We start from the raw sequence: 22,229 nt of genomic DNA, 5'->3' as shown, positions 1-22,229 counted from the left end.
CCACGTATGGTGTTGAGCGTGGATTACATTTCGACGCGCGACGCCTCCCGCACCCCCGCCACCTTCACCGATATTCTGCTCGGCGGCTTGGCCCCCGACGGCGGCCTCTATCTGCCTGCTGAATACCCCCAGCTGACGGACGCCCAGCTCAATGACTGGCGCCAACTGCTGGCAGATCAGGGCTACGCCGCGGTCGCCGCGGAGGTGCTCAAGCTCTTCGTCGACGACATCCCGGCCGAGGACCTGGAGGCGATCGCCGCCCGCGCCTACACCACCCCGAAGTTCGCGCACGAGGAAATCGTGCCGGTCACCGAGCTGGAGGACGGCCTCTACATTGGGCACCTCTCCGAGGGGCCGACCGCCGCGTTCAAGGACATGGCGATGCAGCTGCTCGGCGAGCTCTTCGAATACGAGCTGGCGCGCCGGGGCGAGACGCTCAACATCCTGGGTGCCACCTCGGGGGACACGGGTTCCTCGGCGGAGTACGCCATGCGCGGCCGCCAGGGGATCCGCGTGTTCATGCTCACCCCGGCAGGGCGTATGACCCCGTTCCAGCAGGCGCAGATGTTCGGCCTCGATGATCCGAATATCTTCAACATCGCACTCGATGGCGTCTTCGATGACTGCCAGGACGTGGTCAAGGCGGTGTCCGCCGATGCGACCTTCAAGGCGGAGAACCGCATCGGCGCGGTCAACTCGATCAACTGGGCGCGCCTGATGGCGCAGGTGGTCTACTACATCACCTCGTGGCTGAAGATGACCGAGAATAACGATGAGAAGGTCTCCTTCTGCGTGCCCACGGGCAACTTCGGTGACATTTGCGCTGGCCATATCGCGCGCCTCATGGGTCTGCCGATCGACCGCCTCGTCGTGGCCACCAACGAAAACGACGTGCTCGACGAGTTCTTCCGCACCGGCAACTACCGTCCGCGCCCCTCGGCGGAGACGATGGCCACCTCCTCGCCGTCGATGGATATCTCCCGCGCGTCGAACTTCGAGCGTTTCGTCTACCACCTGCTCGGTGGCGATGCGGAGCGTATCGCCCAGCACTTCGGCATCGACGTCAAGGGCGACGGCTTTTCGCTTGCCGACGACCCCGCCTTCCCCGACGCCGCGCAGAAGTTCGGTTTCCTTTCCGGTCGCTCCACCCACGCCGATCGCCTGGACACGATCAAGGATGTGTGGGAGCGCCTGGACATCATGCTCGATCCGCACACCGCGGATGGTGTGCACGTCGCCCGCCAGTGGCGCGCGGAGGTGGACACCCCGATCGTGTGCCTGGAAACCGCCCTGCCGGTGAAGTTCGCGGAGACCATCGAGGAGGCCACGGGCACAACGCCGGAGGTCCCGGAGCGATTCGCCGATATCCTGGACGCTGATCGTCACGTCACCGACCTGCCGAATGACGCCGACAAGGTCAAGGCGTTCATCGCCGACTCCATCCGGACGACGGAGGTCTAGCCCCATGGGTGTGGAATTCAAGTTCAGCCAGGAATACTTCGAGGATTTCGATCCGGAGAAGTTCGCCGAGATGATCAAGGCACAGGCGGAAGCAGACAACGCCGAGGAAGACGGCGTCGATAAGCAGTGAACATCCGCGCCTGGGCGGCGCTGGTGGCGGCGACCACCGCCGGCGTCACGGCGCTGATCGGCACCGCCGTCACTGAGCAGCGCCAAAATCCCACCCCGATCGCCGAGATCATCGCGGCGGAGCCCGTGCAGGTCTCGGCGGAGTTCCGCGCGCCCGCATCCAGCCCCTGGGTGCCGGGGACGGCGGTGATGATCACGAAGACGCTGCCCGTGCCGGGGCAGACGATCCAGGTGGGGCAGTGCACCGTCGCGTACAGCTTTACGGCGGGGGAGCGCGCCTTCGCAGTGACGGCCTCGCACTGCGGCACCGTGGGTGATTACGTGTGGCCCGTGGCGGAGGGGACGGAAGCGGATTTCCGGGCGCCGGTCGGGCAGTTCATCTACTCGGACCTGTATGACGAAGCCTCCAGTCGGCTGGATGTGGGGATCATTGAGATCTCGAACCCGTGGCTGTCGATGTCCGCGCCCGAGCCCGCCGGCCCGACCATCGTCGCGGAGATGACGGGGCAGCTGCCGGAGATCATCTGTAAATACGGCATGACCACCGGGGAGACTTGCGGGGCGCCGATCAATCAGACGGGGATTGAGATCCTCGCTGATCACGACGGCGTCGAGTTGCGTGCCTTGGCCGCGACCGCCAGCGTGTGCGCGCGGGCGGGTGATTCCGGTGGGCCGGTGTACGCCGATATTGAGGGGCAGCGGGTGATCATCGGCTTGGTGTCCGGCACCCGGGACGCCGATAAGTCGCTGAGCTGCGATGACCCTGCGGCGGGCCCCATGACCATGTCCTATACCTCGGTCCCCGCTGTCCAGGTGGTGCTTGACCGAGTCATTCCGGAGGCTGAATACCAGTGACCCTTAGTTCACCTGTCGCCGTCCTCGACCTGGAGACCACCGGTTTAAGGGCTTCTGACCGGGTCATCGAAATCGGTGTGGTGCTTCTCGACGCCCACCTCAACCCCGAGGCCACCTTCCAGACCCTCATCCAGCCGGACCGGGATATCGCCAACTCGCACGTCCACGGCATCTCCGCCACGGATCTGGTCGACGCCCCGCGTTTCGGGGGCATTGCAGCCCAGCTGGCCGCGCTTCTCGACGGCCGCGTCCTCATCGCCCACAACGCCCCCTTCGACACCCGTTTCCTCGCCGCCGAATTCGCCCGCCTCGACGTCGACCTCCCGGCGGCCTCCGCGTGGTCCCTGTGCACCCGCGTGCTGTCCAAGCGCCTGTTGCCCGGCGCCCCGGAGAAACTGGCGGATTGCCTGACCTGCGCCGGACTGTCGAATTCCCGCCCGCACGCGGCTTTGGCAGATGCCGAGGCCACCGCCGAGCTCTTCCGCCACCTGGTGCACACCCACGGCGCGGACCTCGGAAAGGCCGCCGCGCTGCGTGTCAGCTGCCCGGACCTGCCCGCGCAGCCGCCACTGACCCGCGAGCGCACCGACACCGCCCACTGGCTGGAACGCCTCAGCGCTGGTGTGCCCACCACCGGCGTCGCGGAGATCGATGACTACCGGAAGCTGTTGCGGGGCGCACTGCTCGATCATCACCTCTCCACCTCCGAGATCAACCAGCTGCTCCACCAGGCAGGCGAGCTGGGGCTGGGCCGCGCCGAGGTCAACGACATCCACCTCGATTACCTCCGCCAGCTCGCCGTCGAGGCCTGGGCCGATGGGGTGGTCACCGCCGCCGAACGCGCGCACCTCCACGACATGGCCGTGCAGCTGGGCGTCAACCCCGAATCCGTCGATGAACTGCTCGCCGAACCCATCTACGGTGAGGTCGAGGACTACGGCCTCCAGCCCGGCGACCGCGTCGCCTTCACCGGCGCCCTCACCCTCGGCTATGAGACCTGGGAGCAGCGGTCCCGTGCGGCGGGACTCGAGGTCGGAGGGGTCACCCGCACCACGAAGCTGGTGGTCGCGGCCAATCCCGATTCGATGAGTGGCAAGGCCCGTAAGGCCCGCGATCTGGGTGTGCCCATCGTGGACGAGACGGCCTTCGCCCGCATGGTGCGCGACCTGGTGCTGGTGGATCCCCCCACCGACGAAGACGGCACCCTGGCGCCCGAGTTCAGCGAGGTCTTCCCCTGGATCGAATCCCTCGACCTGCGCCCGCGCGGACCGGAGGACATCGCGCAGGCCTGGCTGGAGCGACACCGCACGGTCCCCATGCACGAGTTGTCCCCGCGCCTGGATCCCACAGAAGTGCCGGACTCCTTGCCGCGCACCGGTTCGGTGGTCCATCGGTGGCTCAACCTCTACCCGCGGCCCTTGGATGCCTCGGCAGCGCAGCTTTCCGACGTCCCCGGCTTCGGTCGCCTGCGCGTCCACCGCACGGTCGTCGCGGCGGTGCGCTCGGCCTTGGAATCGCCTGCCGGCGATTATCTTCTCGCCACCACGGAGGACATTTACCTCGACGATGCTGCGGAAGACCCCGGCCCACCGCGGACGGTGGAGACAATCACCGAATGGCTGGCCCTGACCGGTGCCCTCCCGCAGATCCCGGAGGAGATCCCCGCCCCGGTGCTGCGTGCCCGGGACACCCTCGCCGCCGACCGCTACTGGGCCGACCCGGCAGGCGATGCGATCCGCCGCGTGAGGGGCGAAGTCGTCCGCCGCATCGGCACCGATCCCCGCGACGTCGACATCTACACCCACCGCATCATGGGCTCGCGCACCCTGGAGGAGCTGGGCACCGACCACGGCATCACCCGGGAGCGCATCCGCCAGCTGGAGACCCAGCTCAAGCGCCGCCTGGTCGAACCGGATGACACCCTCCACCTGGTGCTCGACGCCCTTCCCCAGCGCTACGGCGCCCTGGCCCCGGTTGTGGACCTCCACCGCGACCTGCCCGCACTCGCCGAGGACGGGCCAGCCCCCGGCCACACGATGCTCGATGTGCTGGCCTGGCTCGCTGACGCCTGGGAGGTCCGCGGCGACTGGTTCCAACGCACCGGTTTCGACGATGACCTCGCTGCTGCGCTGGCAGATTTCGCCGATGACTTCGGCGTTGTGTCGCTGGCTGCGGTGGCGGAGCACCTGGGCGTCGATAAGCAGCTGTTGGCCGCGCGGCTGGCCGGGGAAGTGACCATCCACGGTGAGCACCTGCTTACCCGGACCCGCTCCGCGCAGGACCGGGCGGCCGCGCTGCTGGCCATCGCGGGCGAGCCGCTCGGCGGCCCGGAACTGGTGGAGCACCTGGGCGAGGCGAACCCGCGCACCCTCTACAACGCCATGGGCGCCGATCCCCGCATCATCCGCGTCGGCCGCGACCGCTGGGCACTGGCCGACTGGGGGATGGAGGAATACTCCACGCTCGCCGAGTGGATCGGACAACGTGTGGAGACCGGGCCCGTGCCGCTGCGTCGCCTGCTCGAGGAGGCCTCCACCCTCGGCGTCGCGGAGAGCTCCGTGCGCCTGTATGCCTCCTCCGCCGACTTTCAGACCGTCGACGGGATGGTCAGCCGTGCCGAGGAGGTGCAGGAGATCGCCGCCGACCCCGACGAGACTCCCGGCCTCTACCGCATCGACGGCGACCTCCACCTGCTCACCACCGTCACCCACGATCATCTCCGCGGCTCCGGTTCGGGCGTGCCGCGCGGCCTCGCCGTCGCACTCGAGGTGCCTGTGTTGGGGAAGAAGACCCTGGTCAGCGATCTCGGTGACCTTGCCGTAAGCAACGGCCGCAGCGGCGCCGCCATCACCACCATCCGCCGCTTCCTGGAGGCCGCCGACATCAGTGAAGGCGAGCGTATCTGGCTGCAGTTCACCGCCGACGGGCGTTTCGACGTCCAGCGCGCCACCCCGCGCCGCGCGGGATCCGGCCTCGCGGAGGTACTCAACCTCACGGGTCTGGACACCTGGTTCGCGCCCAGCGAAAACGCCCTCGGACGCCTCAACACCGCGATCGGCCTCGACGCCACGGCCCCGCGCCGGCGCACCGTGTCGCGTTTCCGCCACCGCCGCCAGGATGACATCGCCGACCTCATCACCGCCCTGTAGAAAGGACCGCCCCCGTGCCCACCCCTGAATTCATCCTCCGTCTGCGCGAGAAGATCGGCACCGAAGAACTGTGGCTGCCGGCTGTCACCGCCGTGGTTATCCGGGATGTGCCGCCGGGCGCCCCCGTATGGGAGGTGCCTTCGGTGCTGTTGGTCAAGCGTTCCGATAATGGCGCGTGGACCCCCGTGTGCGGCATCTGCGAGCCCGGCGAGGACCCCCAGGTCACCGCCGTGCGGGAGGTCAAGGAAGAGACGCTTCTCGACGCCCGCGTCGAGGCCCTCCTCGGTGTCGGTGCAGTGGGCCCTGTGGAACACGTCAATGGTGACATCACCAGCTACATGGACACTGCAATGCGCCTGAGCGTCGTGGGTTCTGATGAGCCTGCGGTCGGCGACGATGAGTCGACGGATGTCGGCTGGTTCTCCGTGGCCCAGCTACCGCCGATCAGCCCGCGATTCCGAATGGTGATCGCCGATGCTGTCGCGCAGATGAAACACCCGGGTGGTTTCCGGCCGCGGATGGGGTACCGGAAGCGCTCGTAATTACGACGCTCGCAATTGCGTTGAACCTGTCGATTAATGGAAACGCATAGTGCCAGGTGAAACCTGGCATGCGCTGAGCGTTATGGTCGTAAATGCGAGCATCGTAATTACGGGTGGCTAGATCTTCTTCACGATCGAGCTTTTGAGTTTCATCTGCCCGAAGCCGTCGACGCGGGCATCGATGTCGTGGCCGTCGGTGGCGTCGACAAGCCTGATGTGGCGCACCGTGGTGCCGGCCTTGATCGGCTGGCTGGCGCCCTTGACCTTGAGTGTTTTGACCACGGTGACGGTGTCGCCGTCGGCCAGCACGTTGCCGACCGAGTCCTTGATCACCGGGCCAGCTTTTTCGGGCTCGTGCGGATCCCACTCGTGGCCGCACTCCGGGCAGACGAGCAGGGGATCCATCTCGTAGGTGTACTCGCTGCCGCACTCGGGGCAGGGCGGGAAGTTTGTGTCGCTCATACCGGTCATTATCGCATTGAAGTGGGCGGGAGTGTGGGCCACCGCGACAATCTCACCCGGATTCGCCACCTCCTCGGCCGTGGCGAAGTCTCCGCAGATGATGACATCCGGTGGACCCGGAGACACGCCAATGAGTAACCCGCACTCGCCCAGTGCGTGGAGCAGATGGGCGAGCGCGGCGTCGAAAAGTACTGGGGGAGTGGTGGCGTGGAACCCGCGGGCCCCTGATCCGAGGAATGAGACCTCGAGCACGGGAAGGCCGCCAACGAGCACCCAGGTGCCGGAGCGGCGGTAGGGCGCGAGGACCCGGCGGACGGCGTCGAGATCGACATCCGTGCCGCCGAGGATGAAGGAGCGTCTCAGCGCTGCTCCCAGAGATCATCCTCCGGCTCCTCGACGGCCGGGGAGTACTCGCCGCCCCGGATGCCCCAGGCCTTGAGGTACTGCGCTGACGCCCACCAGGTAGCGCCGATTCCGATGAGGGCGGCGGGGACGAGGATGGCGAGGGTCATATCCTGAACCTAGCAGTTGAAGTAGAGCTCGAATTCCTTCGGCGTCGGGCCCTGGCGCAGCGGGTTGATCTCATTGTCGTACTTGAGCTCGATGTAGGACTCGATGAGATCCTCGGTGAAGACGTCGCCCTCGGTGAGGAATTCGTGATCATTTTCCAGCGCGTAGAGGGAGGACTCCAGGGAGTGCGGGACGCGCGGCACCTGCTGGGCCTCCTCGGCGGGAAGCTCGTAGAGATCCTTGTCCACGGGATCGCCGGGCTCGATGCGGTTCTTGATGCCGTCGAGGCCCGCCAGCAGCTGGGCCGCGAAACCCAGGTAGGGGTTGCCGGAGGGGTCGGGGGCGCGGAACTCGATGCGCTTGGCAGCTGCAGAGGGACCCGTCACCGGGATGCGAATCGCGGCGGAGCGGTTGCGCTGAGAGTAGACGAGGTTCACCGGGGCTTCGAAGCCGGAGTAGAGGCGGCGGTAGGAGTTCACGGTCGGGTTGGTGAACGCCAGTACCGCCGGGGCATGCGCCAGCAGGCCGCCGATGTAGTGGCGGGCGGTATCGGACAGGCCAGCGTAGCCCTCCTCGTCGTAGAACAGCGGCTTGCCGTCCTTCCACAGGGACTGGTGGGCGTGCATGCCGCAGCCGCCGTCGTCGAGAAGCGGCTTGGGCATGAACGTGGCCACTTTGCCGTGCTCATCGGCGGTGTTTTTCACCACGTACTTGAACTTCTGCAGGTCATCCGCGGCGTGGAGGAGGGTGTTGAACTTGTAGTTGACCTCCTGGATGCCGCCGGTGGCCACCTCGTGGTGGAAGCGCTCGATCTCGAAGCCGACCTCGCCGAGGTAGTGGGCAATCTCATCGCGCACCGGGATGGTCTTGTCGTAGGGGGCGACGGGGAAGTAACCGTCGTTGACGCGGATCTTGTTGCCCAGGTTGGGGGAACCGTCGGTCATGGTCTCCGCGTCGGAGTTCCACCAACCCTCATCCGAGTCGACTTGGTGGAAGGAGCGGTGGACATCAGTGGAGTAGCGCACGGAGTCGAAGACGAAGAACTCGGCTTCGGCGCCGATGTAGCAGGTGTCGGCGATGCCGGTGGACACCATGTACTCCTCGGCCTTGCGCGCGATGTTGCGCGGGTCGCGGGAGAAGGGCTCGTGGGTGAAGGGGTCATGCACGAAGAACTGCATGTTCACCGTCTTGCGGCGGCGGAAGGGGTCGACGTAGGCGGTGGAGACGTCCGGCATGAGAGTCATGTCGGACTCGTCGACCGTGGTGAAACCGGCGATCGACGAGCCGTCGAAGGCGAAACCCTCGGCTGCCGACTCCTCGGTGAGGGCCGAGGCAGGGACCGTCAACGCGTGTTCGGTGCCGGGGACGTCCGTGAAACGGATGTCCAGGTATTCCACCTCCTCATCGCGCATGAAGTCGATCAGGGCTGCAGTGGATTCGAAGGACACGTTTTCGTTCAGGGCTCCTAGTTGGGTGGTGTGGTTATTTCAGGACGGGGGCGTCCCACAGGTTGAGCTTGGTGCCGATGCCCTTCTCCAGGGCGTTGTGGTAGACGTCATAGGCCCAGGCGACGTCCTCGACAGGCATGCCGCCGATGGAGTAGCAGAAGATCTGCTCGTCGTTGACGCGGCCCGGGGCGCGACCGGCGGCGATGTCGCCGATGTTGACCAGCTTCTTGGCCGGGAGGGTGCCCTCCTTGGTCATGTCCCACCAGTGGTTGCCGGGGATGCCGAGCAGTTGCTCGTAGGTGACGTCGGGGCCGTTCTCGTTGAACCACTCGGCGTAGAGGCCGGTGTAATCGACGACGAGGTTGGCGTCATCGGACTTAATGAAGTCATCGTCGAAACGCGCGGCGGCCGGGCACAGGATGAGTGCGCCGGGCTTGATCCACTCCTTCTTGAAGTACGGGAAGCCGGAGGGGCCGTCCGGGGAGGTGGAGGTGCCGGCGATGAGGATGTCGGAGCCTTCGATGGCGGCCTGCTCGGAGTCGACGACCTCGATGGACTCCAGCTCCGGGTAGGTCTCGCGGAACCATTCTGCGACGCGTTCGGTGGAGCCAGCGGAACGGCCCTTGATCTTCACGTTCTTGATGGAGGGGCGCTGGGAGTAGGCGGAAGCGAAGATGGTGCGGGACATCACGCCGGGGCCGATGATGCCGACGGTCTCAGCGTTGTCGACGGCCAGATGCTTGACGCCCACACCCGGGACGGCGCCGGTGCGGTAGGCGGAGAGCAGGTTGGCGGACATCATGGCCAGCGGGGCACCGGTGACGGCGTCGTTGAGCACAAAGACGTGGATGGAACGCGGCAGGTCGTGCGCACGGTTTTCAGTGTTGGAGCCGTACCACTTGACGCCGGCGGAGCGGAAACGTCCGCCGAGGTAGGCGGGCATCGCCATGAAGCGGCGGTCCGGGCCGTCGGCGGGCATGCCCTCGTGCTCGGGGTTCTTCGGGAAGTTGATCTGCGCACCGTGGGAGTTCGCCGAGGCGCCGGCCATGCGGTAGTCGCCGTCGGCCAGCAGAATGAGGGTTTCCTCCATGGTTTCCACACAGGCCGCTGAATCGGTCACCCCCGCTTCGATCATGTCCGGCTCGCTGAGCCAGAGGAAGTCAATACGGGGGGTGTCTGCGTAGGGGGAGTTCACATCTGCCTTTCCTGGGGAAATGGGGTCAGTACTCCACCGTACATAAGCGAAACCTTCCGAATAGATGTGTTGGAGGGGGTGAGGGGCGATCAATCCAGGTGAGGCGGTGGTTATGCCGGTGGTGTGATGTCGCCCCCATTTCGGGGGTAGTGCTTGTCGACGCCGCCCAATTGGCCGCTTCCCTCAGTGCAGGGTACTATTGGTAACAGTTTTCAATACGTTGTCAATAAGGATTTCAGGAGGCCCGCATGCGGGTTCGTATTGCTGTTGGCCTGGTCGCCACCACCGCCCTGGCATTGTCTGCCTGCTCGGATACCGATTCTGGTACCGATGCGGCCACGGAGGACATCTCGCTGGTCGTCACCACCACCCCGCTGGGTTCGATCACCGAGCAGATCGCCGCCTGTGCCGGCGGCACCTCCACCACCCTCATGCCGGTCAACGCCGACCCGCACGATTTCTCGGCCTCCTCCGCGCAGGTCGCCGACATGGTCAAGGCCGACCTGGTAATCGCCAACGGCCTGGGCCTGGAGGGCGGCCTCGACGCTTCCCTCCAGCAGGTCGAGGCTGACGGGACTGAAGTCCTCCATGTCGCCGAGCACGTCGACCCGCTGCCCTTCGGCGGCGACCACGATCATGACCACGAGCACGAGCACGAGCATGAGCACGCCCACGGTGATTATGATCCGCACTTCTGGCTCGATGCCGGGCGCATGGCGGATGCCGCGCAGCTCATCGGTGATCAGGTGGCGGAGTTGACCGAGGATGACCAGTGGGCAGAGTGCGGCGCACAGATCTCGGATGAGCTCACCGCCCTGGACGAGGAGATCCGGGAGGGGCTGGCCGGGATCCCGGAGGAGCGCCGCGTGATTGTCACCGACCACCAGGCGTTCGGTTACTTCAACGATGCCTATGATTTCCACTCCGCCGGGGTGGTCATCCCGGGCGGTTCCACGGAGGCGCAGCCTTCCTCGCAGGAGCTGGCCGCCCTCGCCGCTGTTATCCGCGAGGAGAACGTCCCGGTGATCTTCACCAACGCCGCCGTTGACCAGAAGCTGGTCGACGCCGTCGCAGCGGAAGTCGGCGACCAGGTCCAGGTGGTCTCCCTCTACGAGGGCTCCGTCGGGCCGCAGGATTCTCCGGCCGCCGATTATCAGGGCATGATGCGTGAGAACGTCCGCCTCATCAACGAGGCGCTGGGCTGACTAGAGTTAATTCGTGCTTGATTGGCTTTTCGATCCTTTCCTGCTGGGCTTCCAGCAGCGTGCGCTCATCGGCGGTCTGATCGCCGCGGTGATGAGCGCGACCGTCGGCGTGTGGCTCGTGCTCCGTGGCATGAGCTTTTTCGGTGACGCTTTCGTTCATGGCGTCCTGCCCGGTATCGCGGCCGCCGTGGTCTTCGACTTCAATCCCATCCTGGGCGCGGCCGTCGCCGCAGTGGTCATGGTCGGTGCGGTGGAGGTGATCCACCGGCATACGCACCTGAAAGAGGACACGGCCATCGGCCTGCTGTTTGTCGGCATGATGGCGCTGGGTGTGGTGATCATCTCCCGCTCGGACTCCTACTCCGGATCGCTGACCAGCATCCTCTTCGGTGATGCGTTGGGTGTGTCCTGGGAGGCGATCCGCCAGCAGGCGGTGCTGGCGGTCATCGTCATCGCCGGATCCCTCCTGCTCTACCGCCCACTCATGGCTTTGTCGTTCTCGCCGGTCAAGGCGGAGAGCCTGGGCATGCGTCCGAAGCTGACGCACGCACTGCTGCTCGTGCTCATCGCGACCAGCGTCATCGGCAGCTTCCAGGCGGTGGGCACGATGCTGGTGTTCAGTCTGCTCGTTGCTCCGCCGGCGACAGCCGCGCTGCTCTCGCGCTCGATCTCGACGATGATCGCGGTATCCGCGGTCATTGGCGCGGCTTCGGTGCTCATCGGCCTCATCCTGTCCTTCCATCTGGGCACCGCGGCGGCCGCGACCATGGCGCTGGTGCCGATTGCCGCGTTCCTGGTCATCATGGAGGTCCAGCACCTGCAGCGACGTTTGGCCAGGAGGTCCGCATGAGTGGGAATCTCGCCGTCGGACGCGGGCTCCAGCTCGGCTACGAACGCACTGTCGCCGTCGCCCCCTCCGATGTCACCATCCCCCTGGGCAAGCTCACCGCCATCATCGGCCCCAACGGCTCAGGCAAATCCACGCTGCTCCACGCTATCGGTGGGCTGACTCAGCCACAGGCCGGTGAGCTTGAGGTCGCCTTCCCGCGCGAGCGTATCTCCTATGTCATGCAGTCGGTCGCCTTCCCCGAGGGGGTGCCCTTGTCGGTGCGGGAGGTGGTCCGGATGGGCCGCTACCCATCGTCGGGCTGGCTGGGGCGTTTCCGGGGCGTCGATAAGCAAAAAGTGGATGAGGTGATGGCCCGCCTCAATGTGAGCGACCTGGCGAAACGCCATCTGGAGGAGCTGTCCGGAGGACAGCGACAGCGCGTCTATGTGGCGCAGGGCATGGCGCAGGACCATGACGTGTTGCTTCTCGACGAGCCCCTCACCGGACTCGACATCGTCTCCGCGCGCATCATCGATGAGATCATCCACGATGAGACTGACCGCGGCAGTACCGTCGTCCTCACCACCCATGACCTGGCGGAAGCCAATGCCGCGGACCATGTGGTGCTCATGTCGGGGCGCGTGGTGGCCTCTGGCCCGCCGGAGAAGGTGCTCACGGAATCGAACCTGCGGCAGGCCTACAACCTCGGTGAGCTGCACGATGACGGTGGCCTGTTCATCGACAGCCCTCACGAGGAGTGCTAGCTACATCCGGATGTAGCGGGCGCGGGCGATGGAGTAGGCGCCATACAGTGCCAGCCCGATGCCGATGGTGATGAGCAGGACGGAACCGAAGGGTTGCTCGCCGAGGGTGCGCAGCGCGGCATCAAGTCCCGCGGCCTGCTCCGGGTCGGACCTCCATCCGGCGATGACGACGAGGATGCCCAGGATGGCGAAGGCGATGCCGCGCGCGATGTAGCCGGCCATGCCCGCGCCGACGATCGCGGTGCCGACATTGCCTGCCCCGGCGCCCGCTTCGAGATCCTCCTTGAAGCCCTTCGTCGCGCCGTTGTAGATGCTGTACAAGCCGACGCCGAGCACGACCAGACCGGCGATGATGACCAGGACTACACCCCAGGGCTGCTCCAGGACCGTGGCGGTGACGTCGGTGGCGGTGTCGCCGTCGGAGGTGGAGCCGCCACGCGCGAAGGTGGCGGTGGTGAAGGACAGGGAGGCGAAGACGAAGAAGAGGGCGCCGCCCTTGGCCTTGTCTTTGAGTTCTTCGCCGACAAACAGCTGGGTGAGGCGCCACAGGGCCAGTGCGGCGAGGGCAACCACGGCCACCCACAGCAGGATCTGTCCGCCGGGTGCCTGAGCGATGGTGCCGAGGGCCCCGGAGTTGGAGGCTTCCTCGCCGCCGGAGCCGGTGGCGATGCGGAAGGCGATCCAGCCGATGATGATGTGCAGTACGCCCATGACCACGAATCCGATGCGGGCCATCATTTTCACGGCGGGGTGTTGATGGGCTTTGCCTGCGTGTCGCTGGGCCGTGTTTTTGGCTTTGCGTCCGGCGCTACGTGTATCCATAAGTCCATTCAACCGTGTTGTGGTGAGCTCGGCCACAGGAACTTGCATTAGTTCTCGGCAGGCACCTAATGTTGACGTGTCACCAAGGAAAGGGAATTCATGAAGATCGCAGTGTTCGTCGGCTCCATCCGCGAGGGTCGCACCGGAATCACCATCGGCCAGTGGGCCATCGGACAGCTCGAGGCTCGCCAGGACGGCCACACCTACGAGCTTATCGACATCCTCGAGCAGAACCTCAACCCGAACACCGCCATCCCGCCGCGCATGGTCGAAGGCGGGGAATACTCGGACCCGCAGACCCGCGTCTGGGCGCAGCTCATCGACGGCTTCGACGCCTTCATCTTCGTCACCCCCGAATACAACGCCTCTATCCCGGGCCCGATGAAGGACGCCTACGACCTGCTCTTCGCCGAGTGGACCGGCAAGCCCATCGGCTTCATCGGCTACGGCTCCGACGCCGCCCGCACCGCCGTGCGCCACTGGAACGACATCGTCACCCGCGTCGGCATGACCTTGGTGCCGGCGCAGGCCGAGTTCACCTTCCAGGAGCACTTCCCCGAGTACGTCTTCACCCCGGGTGAGCAGGGTACTGTCTGGATCAACGCCCTCGCTGACGAGCTTATCGACGCCGCCGACCGCGCCACCGCCAAGGTCGAGGCTTAATCCTCGTCCTGCGAGGTGACGACCGCGACCGGGATCACCACATCCGTGCCGTCCATGGAGACATGGCAGGAGAAATCCTGACGCACGGGGGTGCCCCAGCCATTGGGGAAGTCGACGACACCTTCGCTGCGCCAGACGCTGGAATCATTGACCCGCTCGTACTCGAGCTCATGCGGGAATGACACACCTCCCGGGTATTTCGCCCACTCGGTCACCGACTCGCGGCAAGCCTCGTCGACCGCAGCTAGAACCTGACTCTGCTGCCACTGCTGCCAGGCGATCGCCGCGGCGAGCGCGACTGCTGCCAGTACGGCCAGGCTGATCACCAGGGTGCGCCCTCTGCGGGACGGGGCTGGCTGGGGCTCGGGGAGGTTAAGTGGTGTGGACATGGTGTTTCCTTTTCAGTTTCGGTTACTGACAGGAAAACTTACGGTGCGACCCAGACATGATCTTTCGTCCGCTCGAACAGGCAGGCGGGTGCGTCAATAAAGTTGCGCCGCGCGTGCCCACAGATCATCGATCGGGGTACCGGGCGGGAAGCGGCCGTCGATCTCCAGAATCGCCAGGCCATGCAGGGTGGCGAAGAAGGTCTGTGCATCGACGGGGGAGTCGGTGACCAGCCCGAAAGGGGCGCCGGCCCATTCCTCCAGGCCTTCCGGTAGGGCTGCCCGGTCGAGGGGGCCGTGGGTGGCTAAACGGTAGTGCTGGGGGGAGGTGGTGGCGTGGTGCCGATAAGTGGCGGCGAGGCTGGTCGGCGACTTATCGACGGCCACTGCCTGCCACAGTGCATCCCCCAACTCAAGGAATGCCTGGGTGAGGATGAGAGTGCGCAGCTCCTCCTTGTTCGCCGCGTGGTTGTACAGCGAGGGCGCACGCATGCCGACCTTCTCGGCGAGGATTCGGAGGGTGAGAGCCTCCCAGCCGAGCTCCTCAAGCAGGCCGCGGGCGGTGCCGAGGATCTCGGCGGTGCGGGGGCGCAAGGGCGGGGGAGTAGGTCGCATGGAGTGCAATTTACCCCTGCTTCTCGACGTGCGCGGCCAGCGCCTTCGTACTCACCGCGAATTCTTCGTCGAGCTTGAACCAGGGGCGCAGTAGCGTGACCAGCACTCCCCGGAAAACCTCACCCTGGGTGATGGTGATCTGCTCCGGTGTGGGGCCGGGGTCGATGCGGTAGTAGTGCTCCCCGTCGGCCAACCCCCGCATGCCGAGGCTGCCGCGCCAGCGCAACTCACGGTTCGGCTCTGCGATGAGTACCTCAGGGTGGAAGGTGATCTCCGTGTTGCCGGAGCGGGTGTGGTTGACCAGCCGCGTGCCGACGGTTGCTTCGCCCGCTAAGTGCACGACATGCGGGTTCCAGGTGGGGTAATTCTCCAGATCGGCAATGACTGCCCAGGCGGTCTCGCGGTCGGCGGTGGCGATTTCGCTGTGTTCCACCTGGTAGGGCAGGAGGAGGCCGCTGAGGGCGGTCGCGGCGACTGTGGCGGTGAGGGTGAGGGCGATGGTGCGGATCATCATGATGGACTCCTTGCTAGTGTAATTAGCTGTTAGACTAACAGCGTTAGTTTCGCGGGTCAAGGGTGTCATACTTTCCGATATGGAAAACAAGGAGGCTCGCCGGGTGCTGGAACGGCTGGAGAATGATGCCCACGTCGGGGCCTACGAGCCTTCCCGCGCGGTCGCCGTGCTGCTCGCAGTTATATACGGTGGCGTTTTACTCGCTGCCGGTTGGCGGCAGTGGTGGTGGATGGCGGGTTTGTTCATCGCGTTGGCCGCTGGTCTGTGGTTCTTTCGCCATCGCGTCATGGATACTCGGACCCGCGACCGGGCCCAGGAAACCCTTCGGTGGCACCCCTCCCAGTTCTTCTCTCTGTGGCTACCGACGATCCCCCTGGTGGCGCGCCTTGCTGAGGGTGTGGTCGTGGTTGTGGCCCTCACCGTCGCTGTGCACCTTTATTGGCTCCTGGCCCGCGGCGGCTGGCGATGAGCCTGGATCCTGTTATCCATCCAGTCAACCGACTGCGCATCTGCGCAGCCCTGCACAATGTCGGGGCGGTGGCACGGGGGAAAATGGGACGGGAGATGCGCTTCTCGGAACTGCGTGAACAGCTCGAACTCACCGACGCCACCCTGTCCAAGCAGCTCTCCGCGCTGGAGTCCCACGGCTACGTCACCCGCTCCCGGGAATATGGGTCGACCCGTGCGAAAGATGTTGTCTGGGTGGCGCTGACCGAGGCGGGGGAGCAGGCGCTCACCGCCCACCTGGCCGCGCTGCGCGAGATCGCGGGGATGTGACTTCCCCGCAGCCGCCGGGCGGAAGAGACGCCGATGGAGATCGGTGTGCAGTAGTGGGATTTTGCAGCCTCAAAAAGGAAGCTACTGCACGGCGATCTACCAAAAGGTGGGAACACGTCGACGCCCCCGCGGGGAGCGGGGGCGTCGATAAGCAGGCGACTAGCAGTCGTAGTACATTTCGAACTCGAGCGGAGTCGGGCGCAGGCGGGCCGGCGCGATTTCGTTGTCGTACTTGAGCTTGATGTAGGTGTCGATGAGGTCCTCGGTGAACACGTCACCCTCGGTGAGGAAGTCCATGTCCTCCTGCAGGGCCTCCAGGGAGGCTTCGAGGGAGGTCGGGGCCTGCGGGATGGAGGCGGCCTCCTCCGGCGGGAGCTCGTAGAGGTCCTTGTCCACCGGGGCGTGCGGCTCGATGCGGTTCTTCACGCCGTCGAGGCCGGCGAGCATCATCGCGGCGAAACCGAAGTAGGGGTTGCCGGACGGGTCCGGGGCGCGGAACTCGATGCGCTTGGCCTTCGGGTTGGAACCCGTGATCGGGATACGCACGGCCGCGGAGCGGTTGCGCTGGGAGTACACGAGGTTGATGGGGGCCTCGAAGCCCGGCACCAGGCGGTGGTAGGAGTTGAGCGTCGGGTTGGTAAACGCCAAGACTGCGCCGGCGTGGTGCAGGATGCCGCCGATGTAGTAGCGGGCGATATCGGACAGGCCCGCGTAGCCGGACTCGTCGTGGAACAGCGGCTCGCCGTCCTTCCACAGCGACTGGTGGGCGTGCATGCCGGAGCCGTTGTCGCCGGCCAGGGGCTTGGGCATGAAGGTGGCGGTCTTGCCGTTGGCGTAGGCCGTGTTCTTCACGATGTACTTGAAGGACTGCAGATCATCCGCCGCATGCAGCAGGGTGTTGAAGCGGTAGTTGATCTCCTGCTGGCCGCCGGTGCCCACCTCGTGGTGGAAACGCTCGATGTCGTAACCGGCGTTGGCCAGGTGGCGGACCATTTCATCACGGATGCCCACGGACTGATCATAAGGCGGGACCGGGAAGTAGCCGCCCTTGAGGCGGGTCTTGTAGCCGAGGTTGCGCTGGCCGTCGAGGCGGTCTTCCTTGCCGCGGTTCCACCAGCCCTCATCGGAGTCGACCTCGTAGAAGCCGGAGTTGATGCCGGTCTCGAAGCGGACGGTGTCGAAGAGGTAGAACTCGGCTTCGGCGCCGAAGAAGCAGGTGTCGGCGATGCCGGTGGAGGCCAGGTACTCCTCGGCCTTGCGGGCGACGTTGCGGGGGTCGCGGGAGAAGGGCTCGCGGGTGAAGGGGTCGTGGACGAAGAACTTGATGTTCAGGGTCTTGGCTTCGCGGAAGGGGTCGATCTTCGCGGTGGCCAGGTCCGGCAGGAGGTTCATGTCGGACTCGTCGATGGTGGTGAAGCCGCGGACGGAGGAGCCGTCGAAGGCGAGGCCTTCCTCTGCCGCCTCCTCGTCGAACATGGAGGCCGGGATGGTGAAGTGCTGCTCAATTCCCGGGACATCCGTGAAACGGACGTCGACGAATTCGACGTTTTCATCCTTGATGTACTTGACGACATCTTCGATCGTGTTGAAGGCCACGATGACTCCTTGGTTGTTGACGCTCTCGGTCCTTGGTATCTCGGCCAGTCTACAGGTGCAGAACCTGCCCTCGATTACCTGTCGACCATTCTAAACTATTTTCTGTCGAGCTATCAATAGTCGAAGGGGGTGAAAGACATTTTCCCTGCCCCCGCACCCCCGGCTAATGTCTAGTGTATGGCGAATCCCAAGCGCAGCTGGCTCGACGGCCCCCAGATCCCCGGAGAACACGACGACCCGTTTGCCCCCGGTCGCTACCCCGGCGAAAAGCTGGGCCTCCCCGAGTCCGGCCCCGGCTCGCTGGCCTCTGTCGCCCGCCGCGCCGGGGGAGTGCTCATCGACTGGTTCATCTGCCTCGGCCTGGCCATCACCTTCACCAACTACTCTGACGCGCTGGGTTCCACCGGCACGGTCGTTTACATCTTCTGGGTGATCCTCGGCATCGTCTTCGGCTGGCTGTTCGCCCGCACCCCGGGGCACTTGCTGCTCGGCATGGGTGTCGCGCGTATCGACGTCGGCGGCGCCAAGGTCGGCCTCTGGCGTGCGGTTGTCCGCACGCTGCTTACCGGCCTCATTCTCCCGGCCGCCATGGTCGACTCCGATGGCCGCGGCCTGCATGACCGTGCCACCGGCACTTCCGTCATCCGCGGCTAGGAGTCGCGCTTCCACGGCGGATGTGTATTTCCATACGTGGGGGCATTCCGGGGCTGGTGATTCTTGGCCCCGCCCCTTAAATCAGCATGAACAGCAGGATCTGCGCGGCGAGGATCTTCGCCACCATCGACACCGGGTACACCGAGGTGTAGCCCATGGCCGGTAGATCGTTCTTGGTCACATCCGAGACATAAGACAGCACCGCCGGGTGGGTCTGCATGCCGGCGAGAATGCCGGCGGTCTCACCGAAGGACAGCTTCATCACCTTGTGACCGATGACCAGCACCAGCACGGAGATGAGCAGCGTAATCAAGGCGCCGACGCCGATGATGGTCAGCGAGGTCGGGTCAGACAAGGCGGAGCGGAAACCGGCACCGGCAGTGGTACCGATCGCCGCGAGGAAGAGCGTGATGCCCAGCTGGCGCAGAGCCAGGTTGGCGCCGTAAGGGATCTGCCACACGACACGGCCCGAGCGGCCCAGAGCACCGAGAATAAGCGCGACCACCAAGGGACCACCGGCGGTACCCAGCTTCAGGGAAGCGCCACCGGGCAGCGGGATGGCGATCATGCCGACGAGGACACCCAGGACGAGGCCGGCGACGAGGGGGAGCAGGTTGACGTCGGAGAGGCGTCGATAAGAGTCGCCGAACAGGCGGGTGACCTTGCCCATGCGCTCATGGGCGGCCACGACGCGGACGCGGTCGCCGAGCTGCAGGATGGTCTCCGGGGTGGCCACCATATCGTGGTCGCCGCGGCGCACGCGGGTGATGAGCATGCCGGACAGCTGCGGGCGCAGCTTCTCCAGGGGGATGCCGACCAGGTCGTTGTTGGAGACGAAGATGCGCCGGTAATCCAGGTCATGGCCGTGGAAGGGATCGCCCGGCAAGGCCTCGCCGATGAGGACGGCGGCGCGGTCGAGCTCCTCGGCGGTACCGACGACGGAGAGGACATCGCCCGGCTTCGCCCACGCACCGTTGCCCGGCAGACGCTGTTCGCCCTCGCGCTCGAGGCGGGAGACGATGACCTCCAGTCCGAGGTCCTCCGGCAAGTCGGCGATGGCCTGCAGGTCATCGCGCTGGACCTGGATGCGGCGGGTGTAGAGCTCGTGGACGGCGACCCCGTGGTCGATGGCCTCCTGCTGGTGGTCGACGCGGAAGACCTTGCCCAGCACGGCGATGGCGAAGATGACCACCATGACACCCAGCGGATAGGCTAAGGAGTAGGCCACCAGGGGCAGGGACTCGACGGCGCGGTACGCCGACTCATCCGTGATCAGTGAAGGCAGGGCGTCGACGACGGCGGCCATGGCCGGGGTGTTGGTCAACGCTCCGGTGAACATGCCGGCACCCGTCACCGAGTTGATGTCCATGAGGCGGATGAGCGCGTAAGACGCGGCGGTGATGACCACGAAAATACCGATGGCCAGGGTGTTGTTGCGTAGGCCCTTGGAGCGGAACGTCGCAAAGAAATCGTGGCCGGACTCCAGGCCGATCGTGTACACGAACAACGCCAGGCCTACGATGTAGATGAGCGGCGGGATCTGGATCGCAGGTTCGATGGCCGCCATCACCAGGCCGACGAAGAGGACGGCGGCGACGCCGAGACGGAACCCGAAGATCTCCAGCCGGCCGAAAAACAGGCCGACCGCCATGATCACCAGTAGGGCGAGAAGGGGATTCTCCACGAAAATGCTCACGCCCACATCGTGCCAGACAACCCCTGAAAAGGCAGAACGTCCCGGGCTCCCTGTGAGGGGGAGCACGGGACGGACGAAAAGCGGGGCGAAACTACTTTCCGCGGCGCTCGTTCGCGCGGCGCATACGACGGTTCATTCCGGAGAGGTTGCCACCCTTCGGCAGCGGACCCTTCGGCAGTCCGGCACCCGGCTGTGAGGAACCGATGGTGTCCATCGCCTCGATCTTCGCGTTGACCGAGTACACCTCATTCTTGCGGTAGTTACGCGGCAGCTTCAGCAGCTCACGCTGCAGGCTCTTCAGCGGGACCTGGCCCTCGCCGTCACCGACGTACATCTCATAGACCGGCACGTCACCGGCGAGGCGGTCCAGGCGACGCTTCTGATCCTTGACCAGCGCCTTCGCGGCAGACGGGCTGCCCTCCGCGACGAGTACCACACCCGGGTTACCCACCACCCGGTGGACGATGGCGGACAGGGAACGGTTCATCGCCACGCCCTGCTTGGTGTGCCACACAATGCCGACGGTGTTGCGCAGGTTGTCCAACGCCCAGCCGGCCGCCCCCGGCTGATCACCGATGCGGTCGTACATGGAGGTCTGCAGACGGCGGGAGAAAAGGTACATTGCCAGGACAGCGCCCAGGAAGATACCCAGGATGAGCATGAACCACTGCCCACCCCAGGCCAGGCCGATGAGGAAGAACAGCGCGGCCACACCCACCACGGACAGGACCATGAGCGGGATGAGCATCTTGTCCTGCTTGCGCTGCATGTTGAAGGCCTGCCACAGCTGTGAGCGGGTCTCCTTGCTCTTCGCGCGCTTGGCGGCGCGTGCCTCTGCCTTCGCGGCCTTCGCGGCCGCCTTCTGCTTGTCGTCTGCCATGGGCTCTACTTTAGGTCAGGGGTCAACCCGTACCTAACGGGAGGTGACCGGTGTGTCCTGGGAGGGGCCGTACTTGGCCAGCAGGGTGGTCGCCTCTTGGTCGGTGGACCCCTGGGAGGTCTCCGCGAGGTGCTTGAGGTTCTCCGGGATCTGCAGGCCCCGGGCGGCCATCGCCTGCGAGTAGAGACGGCCCGCGCGGTAGGAGGAACGCACCAGCGGGCCGGACATGACGGCGCCGAAACCAAGTTCCTCGGCGAAGTCCTTGTGCTCGACGAACTCCTCCGGCTTCACCCAGCGGTCGATCGGGTGGTACATGGGGCCGGGGCGCAGGTACTGGGTGATGGTGATGATGTCGCAGCCGGCGTTGTGCAGGTCGGTCAGGGCCTCGCGGATCTCCTCGACCGTCTCACCCATGCCGAGGATGAGGTTCGACTTGGTAATCAGGCCGAAGTCACGCGCCTGACGGATGACGTCGAGGGAGCGCTCATAACGGAAGGCCGGGCGGATTCGCTTGAAGATGCGCGGCACCGTCTCCACGTTGTGGGCAAACACTTCCGGGCGGGACTCGAAGACCTGCTCCAGCAGTTCGGGGCGGCCGGAGAAGTCCGGGACCAGGTTCTCCACGCCGGTGTTGGGGTTGAGCTCGTGGATCTGGCGGACCACCTCGGCGTAGAGCCAGGCGCCCTCATCGTCGAGGTCATCGCGGGTGACACCGGTGATCGTGGAGTAGTTCAGGCCCATTTCGCGGACGGACTCGGCGACGCGGCGCGGCTCATCGCGGTCCAGCGGCTCCGGTTTGGCGGAGTTGATTTGGCAGAAGTCACAGCGGCGGGAGCAGTTGGCGCCACCGATGAGGAAGGTGGCTTCCCGCGATTCCCAGCACTCGTGGATATTCGGGCAGCCGGCCTCCTGGCACACGGTGTGCAGGGAGGCACCGGCGACCTTCTTCTTCATGTCCTCATACTCCGGCCCGGTTTTCACCGCGTTGCGGATCCAGCGGGGCTTGGTTTCGATGGGGGTCTGCGCGTTGCGCTTCTCCACCCGGAGCATCTTGCGTCCTTCAGGTGCGATAGTCAC

24 protein-coding genes are annotated in these 22,229 nt (G+C 65.5%); 12 read left to right on the top strand and 12 right to left on the bottom strand.

Features of this window, described 5'->3' with window-relative positions; translation table 11 throughout:
* Positions 1-18: 18 nt before the first annotated feature.
* The 5 genes from thrC to Q4G50_RS03870 are packed head-to-tail and all read left to right on the top strand — an operon-like array spanning position 19 to position 6,136.
* Positions 19-1,461 (top strand): threonine synthase, encoded by a 1,443-nt coding sequence (thrC, locus tag Q4G50_RS03890; protein WP_303376334.1) that lies wholly within the window; start codon positions 19-21, stop codon positions 1,459-1,461.
* Positions 1,462-1,465: 4 nt separating this feature from the next.
* Entirely contained in the window at positions 1,466-1,591 is a 126-nt protein-coding gene (locus Q4G50_RS03885; RefSeq protein WP_303376333.1) for a hypothetical protein, read from the top strand.
* Positions 1,588-2,445: a trypsin-like serine protease gene (locus tag Q4G50_RS03880; RefSeq protein ID WP_303376332.1), complete on the top strand. Its 858-nt coding sequence runs from the start codon at positions 1,588-1,590 to the stop codon at positions 2,443-2,445. The genes Q4G50_RS03885 and Q4G50_RS03880 overlap by 4 nt, the downstream gene beginning before the upstream one ends.
* Complete coding sequence (locus Q4G50_RS03875) at positions 2,442-5,594, top strand: exonuclease domain-containing protein (RefSeq protein ID WP_303376331.1); 3,153 nt, start codon at positions 2,442-2,444, stop codon at positions 5,592-5,594. Before Q4G50_RS03880 ends, Q4G50_RS03875 begins: the two co-directional genes overlap by 4 nt.
* Before the next feature lie 14 nt (positions 5,595-5,608).
* Positions 5,609-6,136 carry an NUDIX domain-containing protein gene (locus tag Q4G50_RS03870; protein WP_303376330.1) on the top strand — a complete coding sequence of 176 codons (528 nt, stop codon included), beginning with the start codon at positions 5,609-5,611 and terminating at the stop codon, positions 6,134-6,136.
* A 117-nt stretch (positions 6,137-6,253) separates the two neighbouring features.
* Here the strand turns inward: Q4G50_RS03870 and Q4G50_RS03865 are convergent, their stop codons facing one another.
* From Q4G50_RS03865 to Q4G50_RS03850, 4 genes are all read right to left on the bottom strand, one after another.
* Entirely contained in the window at positions 6,254-6,598 is a 345-nt protein-coding gene (locus Q4G50_RS03865) for a zinc ribbon domain-containing protein YjdM (protein ID WP_303376371.1), read from the bottom strand.
* Between the two features lie 359 nt (positions 6,599-6,957).
* Positions 6,958-7,110, bottom strand: a complete 153-nt coding sequence (locus Q4G50_RS03860) for a hypothetical protein (protein ID WP_303376329.1) — start codon at positions 7,108-7,110, stop codon at positions 6,958-6,960.
* A gap of 9 nt (positions 7,111-7,119) precedes the next feature.
* Positions 7,120-8,556: a type I glutamate--ammonia ligase gene (glnA, locus tag Q4G50_RS03855; RefSeq protein ID WP_303376328.1), complete on the bottom strand. Its 1,437-nt coding sequence runs from the start codon at positions 8,554-8,556 to the stop codon at positions 7,120-7,122.
* Positions 8,557-8,590: 34 nt separating this feature from the next.
* The gene (locus Q4G50_RS03850) at positions 8,591-9,751 is read right to left on the bottom strand and encodes a tyramine oxidase subunit B (RefSeq protein WP_303376327.1); all 1,161 of its coding nucleotides are present in this window, start codon (positions 9,749-9,751) and stop codon (positions 8,591-8,593) included.
* 248 nt (positions 9,752-9,999) lie between these two features.
* Between Q4G50_RS03850 and Q4G50_RS03845 the strand changes: the two genes are divergently transcribed.
* The 3 genes from Q4G50_RS03845 to Q4G50_RS03835 are packed head-to-tail and all read left to right on the top strand — an operon-like array spanning position 10,000 to position 12,549.
* Positions 10,000-10,956 (top strand): metal ABC transporter substrate-binding protein, encoded by a 957-nt coding sequence (locus Q4G50_RS03845; RefSeq protein WP_303376326.1) that lies wholly within the window; start codon positions 10,000-10,002, stop codon positions 10,954-10,956.
* Positions 10,957-10,969: 13 nt separating this feature from the next.
* Positions 10,970-11,806, top strand: coding sequence for a metal ABC transporter permease (locus Q4G50_RS03840; protein WP_303376325.1), 837 nt, complete (start codon positions 10,970-10,972; stop codon positions 11,804-11,806).
* A complete protein-coding gene (locus tag Q4G50_RS03835; protein WP_303376324.1) occupies positions 11,803-12,549 on the top strand; it encodes a metal ABC transporter ATP-binding protein in 747 nt (248 codons plus the stop codon). Before Q4G50_RS03840 ends, Q4G50_RS03835 begins: the two co-directional genes overlap by 4 nt.
* On the opposite strand, the gene Q4G50_RS03830 is transcribed toward Q4G50_RS03835, so the two are convergent.
* Positions 12,550-13,287, bottom strand: a complete 738-nt coding sequence (locus tag Q4G50_RS03830; protein ID WP_303376323.1) for a DUF1206 domain-containing protein — start codon at positions 13,285-13,287, stop codon at positions 12,550-12,552. It lies immediately after the preceding gene.
* A 183-nt stretch (positions 13,288-13,470) separates the two neighbouring features.
* Between Q4G50_RS03830 and Q4G50_RS03825 the strand changes: the two genes are divergently transcribed.
* A complete protein-coding gene (locus Q4G50_RS03825) occupies positions 13,471-14,034 on the top strand; it encodes an NADPH-dependent FMN reductase (RefSeq protein ID WP_303376322.1) in 564 nt (187 codons plus the stop codon).
* Here the strand turns inward: Q4G50_RS03825 and Q4G50_RS03820 are convergent.
* The 3 genes from Q4G50_RS03820 to Q4G50_RS03810 form a co-directional block, all read right to left on the bottom strand.
* Positions 14,031-14,423 (bottom strand): hypothetical protein, encoded by a 393-nt coding sequence (locus tag Q4G50_RS03820; protein WP_303376321.1) that lies wholly within the window; start codon positions 14,421-14,423, stop codon positions 14,031-14,033. The genes Q4G50_RS03825 and Q4G50_RS03820 overlap by 4 nt on opposite strands.
* A 93-nt stretch (positions 14,424-14,516) precedes the next feature.
* On the bottom strand, positions 14,517-15,035 hold the full coding sequence (locus Q4G50_RS03815; RefSeq protein ID WP_303376320.1) for a TetR/AcrR family transcriptional regulator: 519 nt from the start codon (positions 15,033-15,035) through the stop codon (positions 14,517-14,519).
* Between the two features lie 10 nt (positions 15,036-15,045).
* Positions 15,046-15,549, bottom strand: a complete 504-nt coding sequence (locus Q4G50_RS03810) for an SRPBCC domain-containing protein (RefSeq protein ID WP_303376319.1) — start codon at positions 15,547-15,549, stop codon at positions 15,046-15,048.
* A 79-nt stretch (positions 15,550-15,628) separates the two neighbouring features.
* On the opposite strand from Q4G50_RS03810, the gene Q4G50_RS03805 reads away from it, so the two are divergent.
* Entirely contained in the window at positions 15,629-16,018 is a 390-nt protein-coding gene (locus Q4G50_RS03805) for a hypothetical protein (RefSeq protein ID WP_303376318.1), read from the top strand.
* The gene (locus tag Q4G50_RS03800) at positions 16,015-16,326 is read left to right on the top strand and encodes a transcriptional regulator (RefSeq protein WP_303376317.1); all 312 of its coding nucleotides are present in this window, start codon (positions 16,015-16,017) and stop codon (positions 16,324-16,326) included. Before Q4G50_RS03805 ends, Q4G50_RS03800 begins: the two co-directional genes overlap by 4 nt.
* A 159-nt stretch (positions 16,327-16,485) precedes the next feature.
* Here Q4G50_RS03800 and glnA (Q4G50_RS03795) read toward each other — a convergent pair whose 3' ends face one another.
* Positions 16,486-17,922 (bottom strand): type I glutamate--ammonia ligase, encoded by a 1,437-nt coding sequence (gene glnA / locus Q4G50_RS03795; RefSeq protein ID WP_303376316.1) that lies wholly within the window; start codon positions 17,920-17,922, stop codon positions 16,486-16,488.
* 177 nt (positions 17,923-18,099) lie between these two features.
* Here glnA (Q4G50_RS03795) and Q4G50_RS03790 point away from each other — a divergent pair, with 177 nt between their 5' ends.
* The gene (locus Q4G50_RS03790) at positions 18,100-18,576 is read left to right on the top strand and encodes an RDD family protein (RefSeq protein WP_303376315.1); all 477 of its coding nucleotides are present in this window, start codon (positions 18,100-18,102) and stop codon (positions 18,574-18,576) included.
* 76 nt (positions 18,577-18,652) lie between these two features.
* On the opposite strand, the gene Q4G50_RS03785 is transcribed toward Q4G50_RS03790, so the two are convergent.
* The 3 genes from Q4G50_RS03785 to lipA all read right to left on the bottom strand — a co-directional run bounded on the left by Q4G50_RS03785 (position 18,653) and on the right by lipA (position 22,229).
* Positions 18,653-20,272 carry an aspartate:alanine exchanger family transporter gene (locus tag Q4G50_RS03785; protein ID WP_303376314.1) on the bottom strand — a complete coding sequence of 540 codons (1,620 nt, stop codon included), beginning with the start codon at positions 20,270-20,272 and terminating at the stop codon, positions 18,653-18,655.
* 91 nt (positions 20,273-20,363) lie between these two features.
* Positions 20,364-21,152 (bottom strand): DUF4191 domain-containing protein, encoded by a 789-nt coding sequence (locus Q4G50_RS03780; RefSeq protein ID WP_303376313.1) that lies wholly within the window; start codon positions 21,150-21,152, stop codon positions 20,364-20,366.
* Positions 21,153-21,185: 33 nt separating this feature from the next.
* A complete protein-coding gene (gene lipA, locus Q4G50_RS03775; protein ID WP_303376312.1) occupies positions 21,186-22,229 on the bottom strand; it encodes a lipoyl synthase in 1,044 nt (347 codons plus the stop codon).

Origin of the sequence: Corynebacterium sp. (genome assembly GCF_030538285.1) — a bacterium.
GTDB lineage: Bacteria > Actinomycetota > Actinomycetes > Mycobacteriales > Mycobacteriaceae > Corynebacterium.
This window is presented reverse-complemented; position numbering and strand designations above follow the sequence as displayed.

Excerpts from the sequence above, each read along its gene's own strand:
- Q4G50_RS03810 (WP_303376319.1), bottom strand. The coding sequence starts at position 15,549 with ATGATGATCCGCACCATCGCCCTCACCCTCACCGCCACAGTCGCCGCG.
- Q4G50_RS03865 (WP_303376371.1), bottom strand. The coding sequence starts at position 6,598 with ATGAGCGACACAAACTTCCCGCCCTGCCCCGAGTGCGGCAGCGAGTAC.
- Q4G50_RS03815 (WP_303376320.1), bottom strand. The coding sequence starts at position 15,035 with ATGCGACCTACTCCCCCGCCCTTGCGCCCCCGCACCGCCGAGATCCTC.
- Q4G50_RS03825 (WP_303376322.1), top strand. The coding sequence starts at position 13,471 with ATGAAGATCGCAGTGTTCGTCGGCTCCATCCGCGAGGGTCGCACCGGA.
- Q4G50_RS03790 (WP_303376315.1), top strand. The coding sequence starts at position 18,100 with ATGGCGAATCCCAAGCGCAGCTGGCTCGACGGCCCCCAGATCCCCGGA.
- Q4G50_RS03860 (WP_303376329.1), bottom strand. The coding sequence starts at position 7,110 with ATGACCCTCGCCATCCTCGTCCCCGCCGCCCTCATCGGAATCGGCGCT.
- Q4G50_RS03780 (WP_303376313.1), bottom strand. The coding sequence starts at position 21,152 with ATGGCAGACGACAAGCAGAAGGCGGCCGCGAAGGCCGCGAAGGCAGAG.
- Q4G50_RS03800 (WP_303376317.1), top strand. The coding sequence starts at position 16,015 with ATGAGCCTGGATCCTGTTATCCATCCAGTCAACCGACTGCGCATCTGC.
- Q4G50_RS03805 (WP_303376318.1), top strand. The coding sequence starts at position 15,629 with ATGGAAAACAAGGAGGCTCGCCGGGTGCTGGAACGGCTGGAGAATGAT.
- Q4G50_RS03885 (WP_303376333.1), top strand. The coding sequence starts at position 1,466 with ATGGGTGTGGAATTCAAGTTCAGCCAGGAATACTTCGAGGATTTCGAT.
- Q4G50_RS03830 (WP_303376323.1), bottom strand. The coding sequence starts at position 13,287 with ATGATGGCCCGCATCGGATTCGTGGTCATGGGCGTACTGCACATCATC.
- Q4G50_RS03835 (WP_303376324.1), top strand. The coding sequence starts at position 11,803 with ATGAGTGGGAATCTCGCCGTCGGACGCGGGCTCCAGCTCGGCTACGAA.
- Q4G50_RS03845 (WP_303376326.1), top strand. The coding sequence starts at position 10,000 with ATGCGGGTTCGTATTGCTGTTGGCCTGGTCGCCACCACCGCCCTGGCA.
- Q4G50_RS03820 (WP_303376321.1), bottom strand. The coding sequence starts at position 14,423 with ATGTCCACACCACTTAACCTCCCCGAGCCCCAGCCAGCCCCGTCCCGC.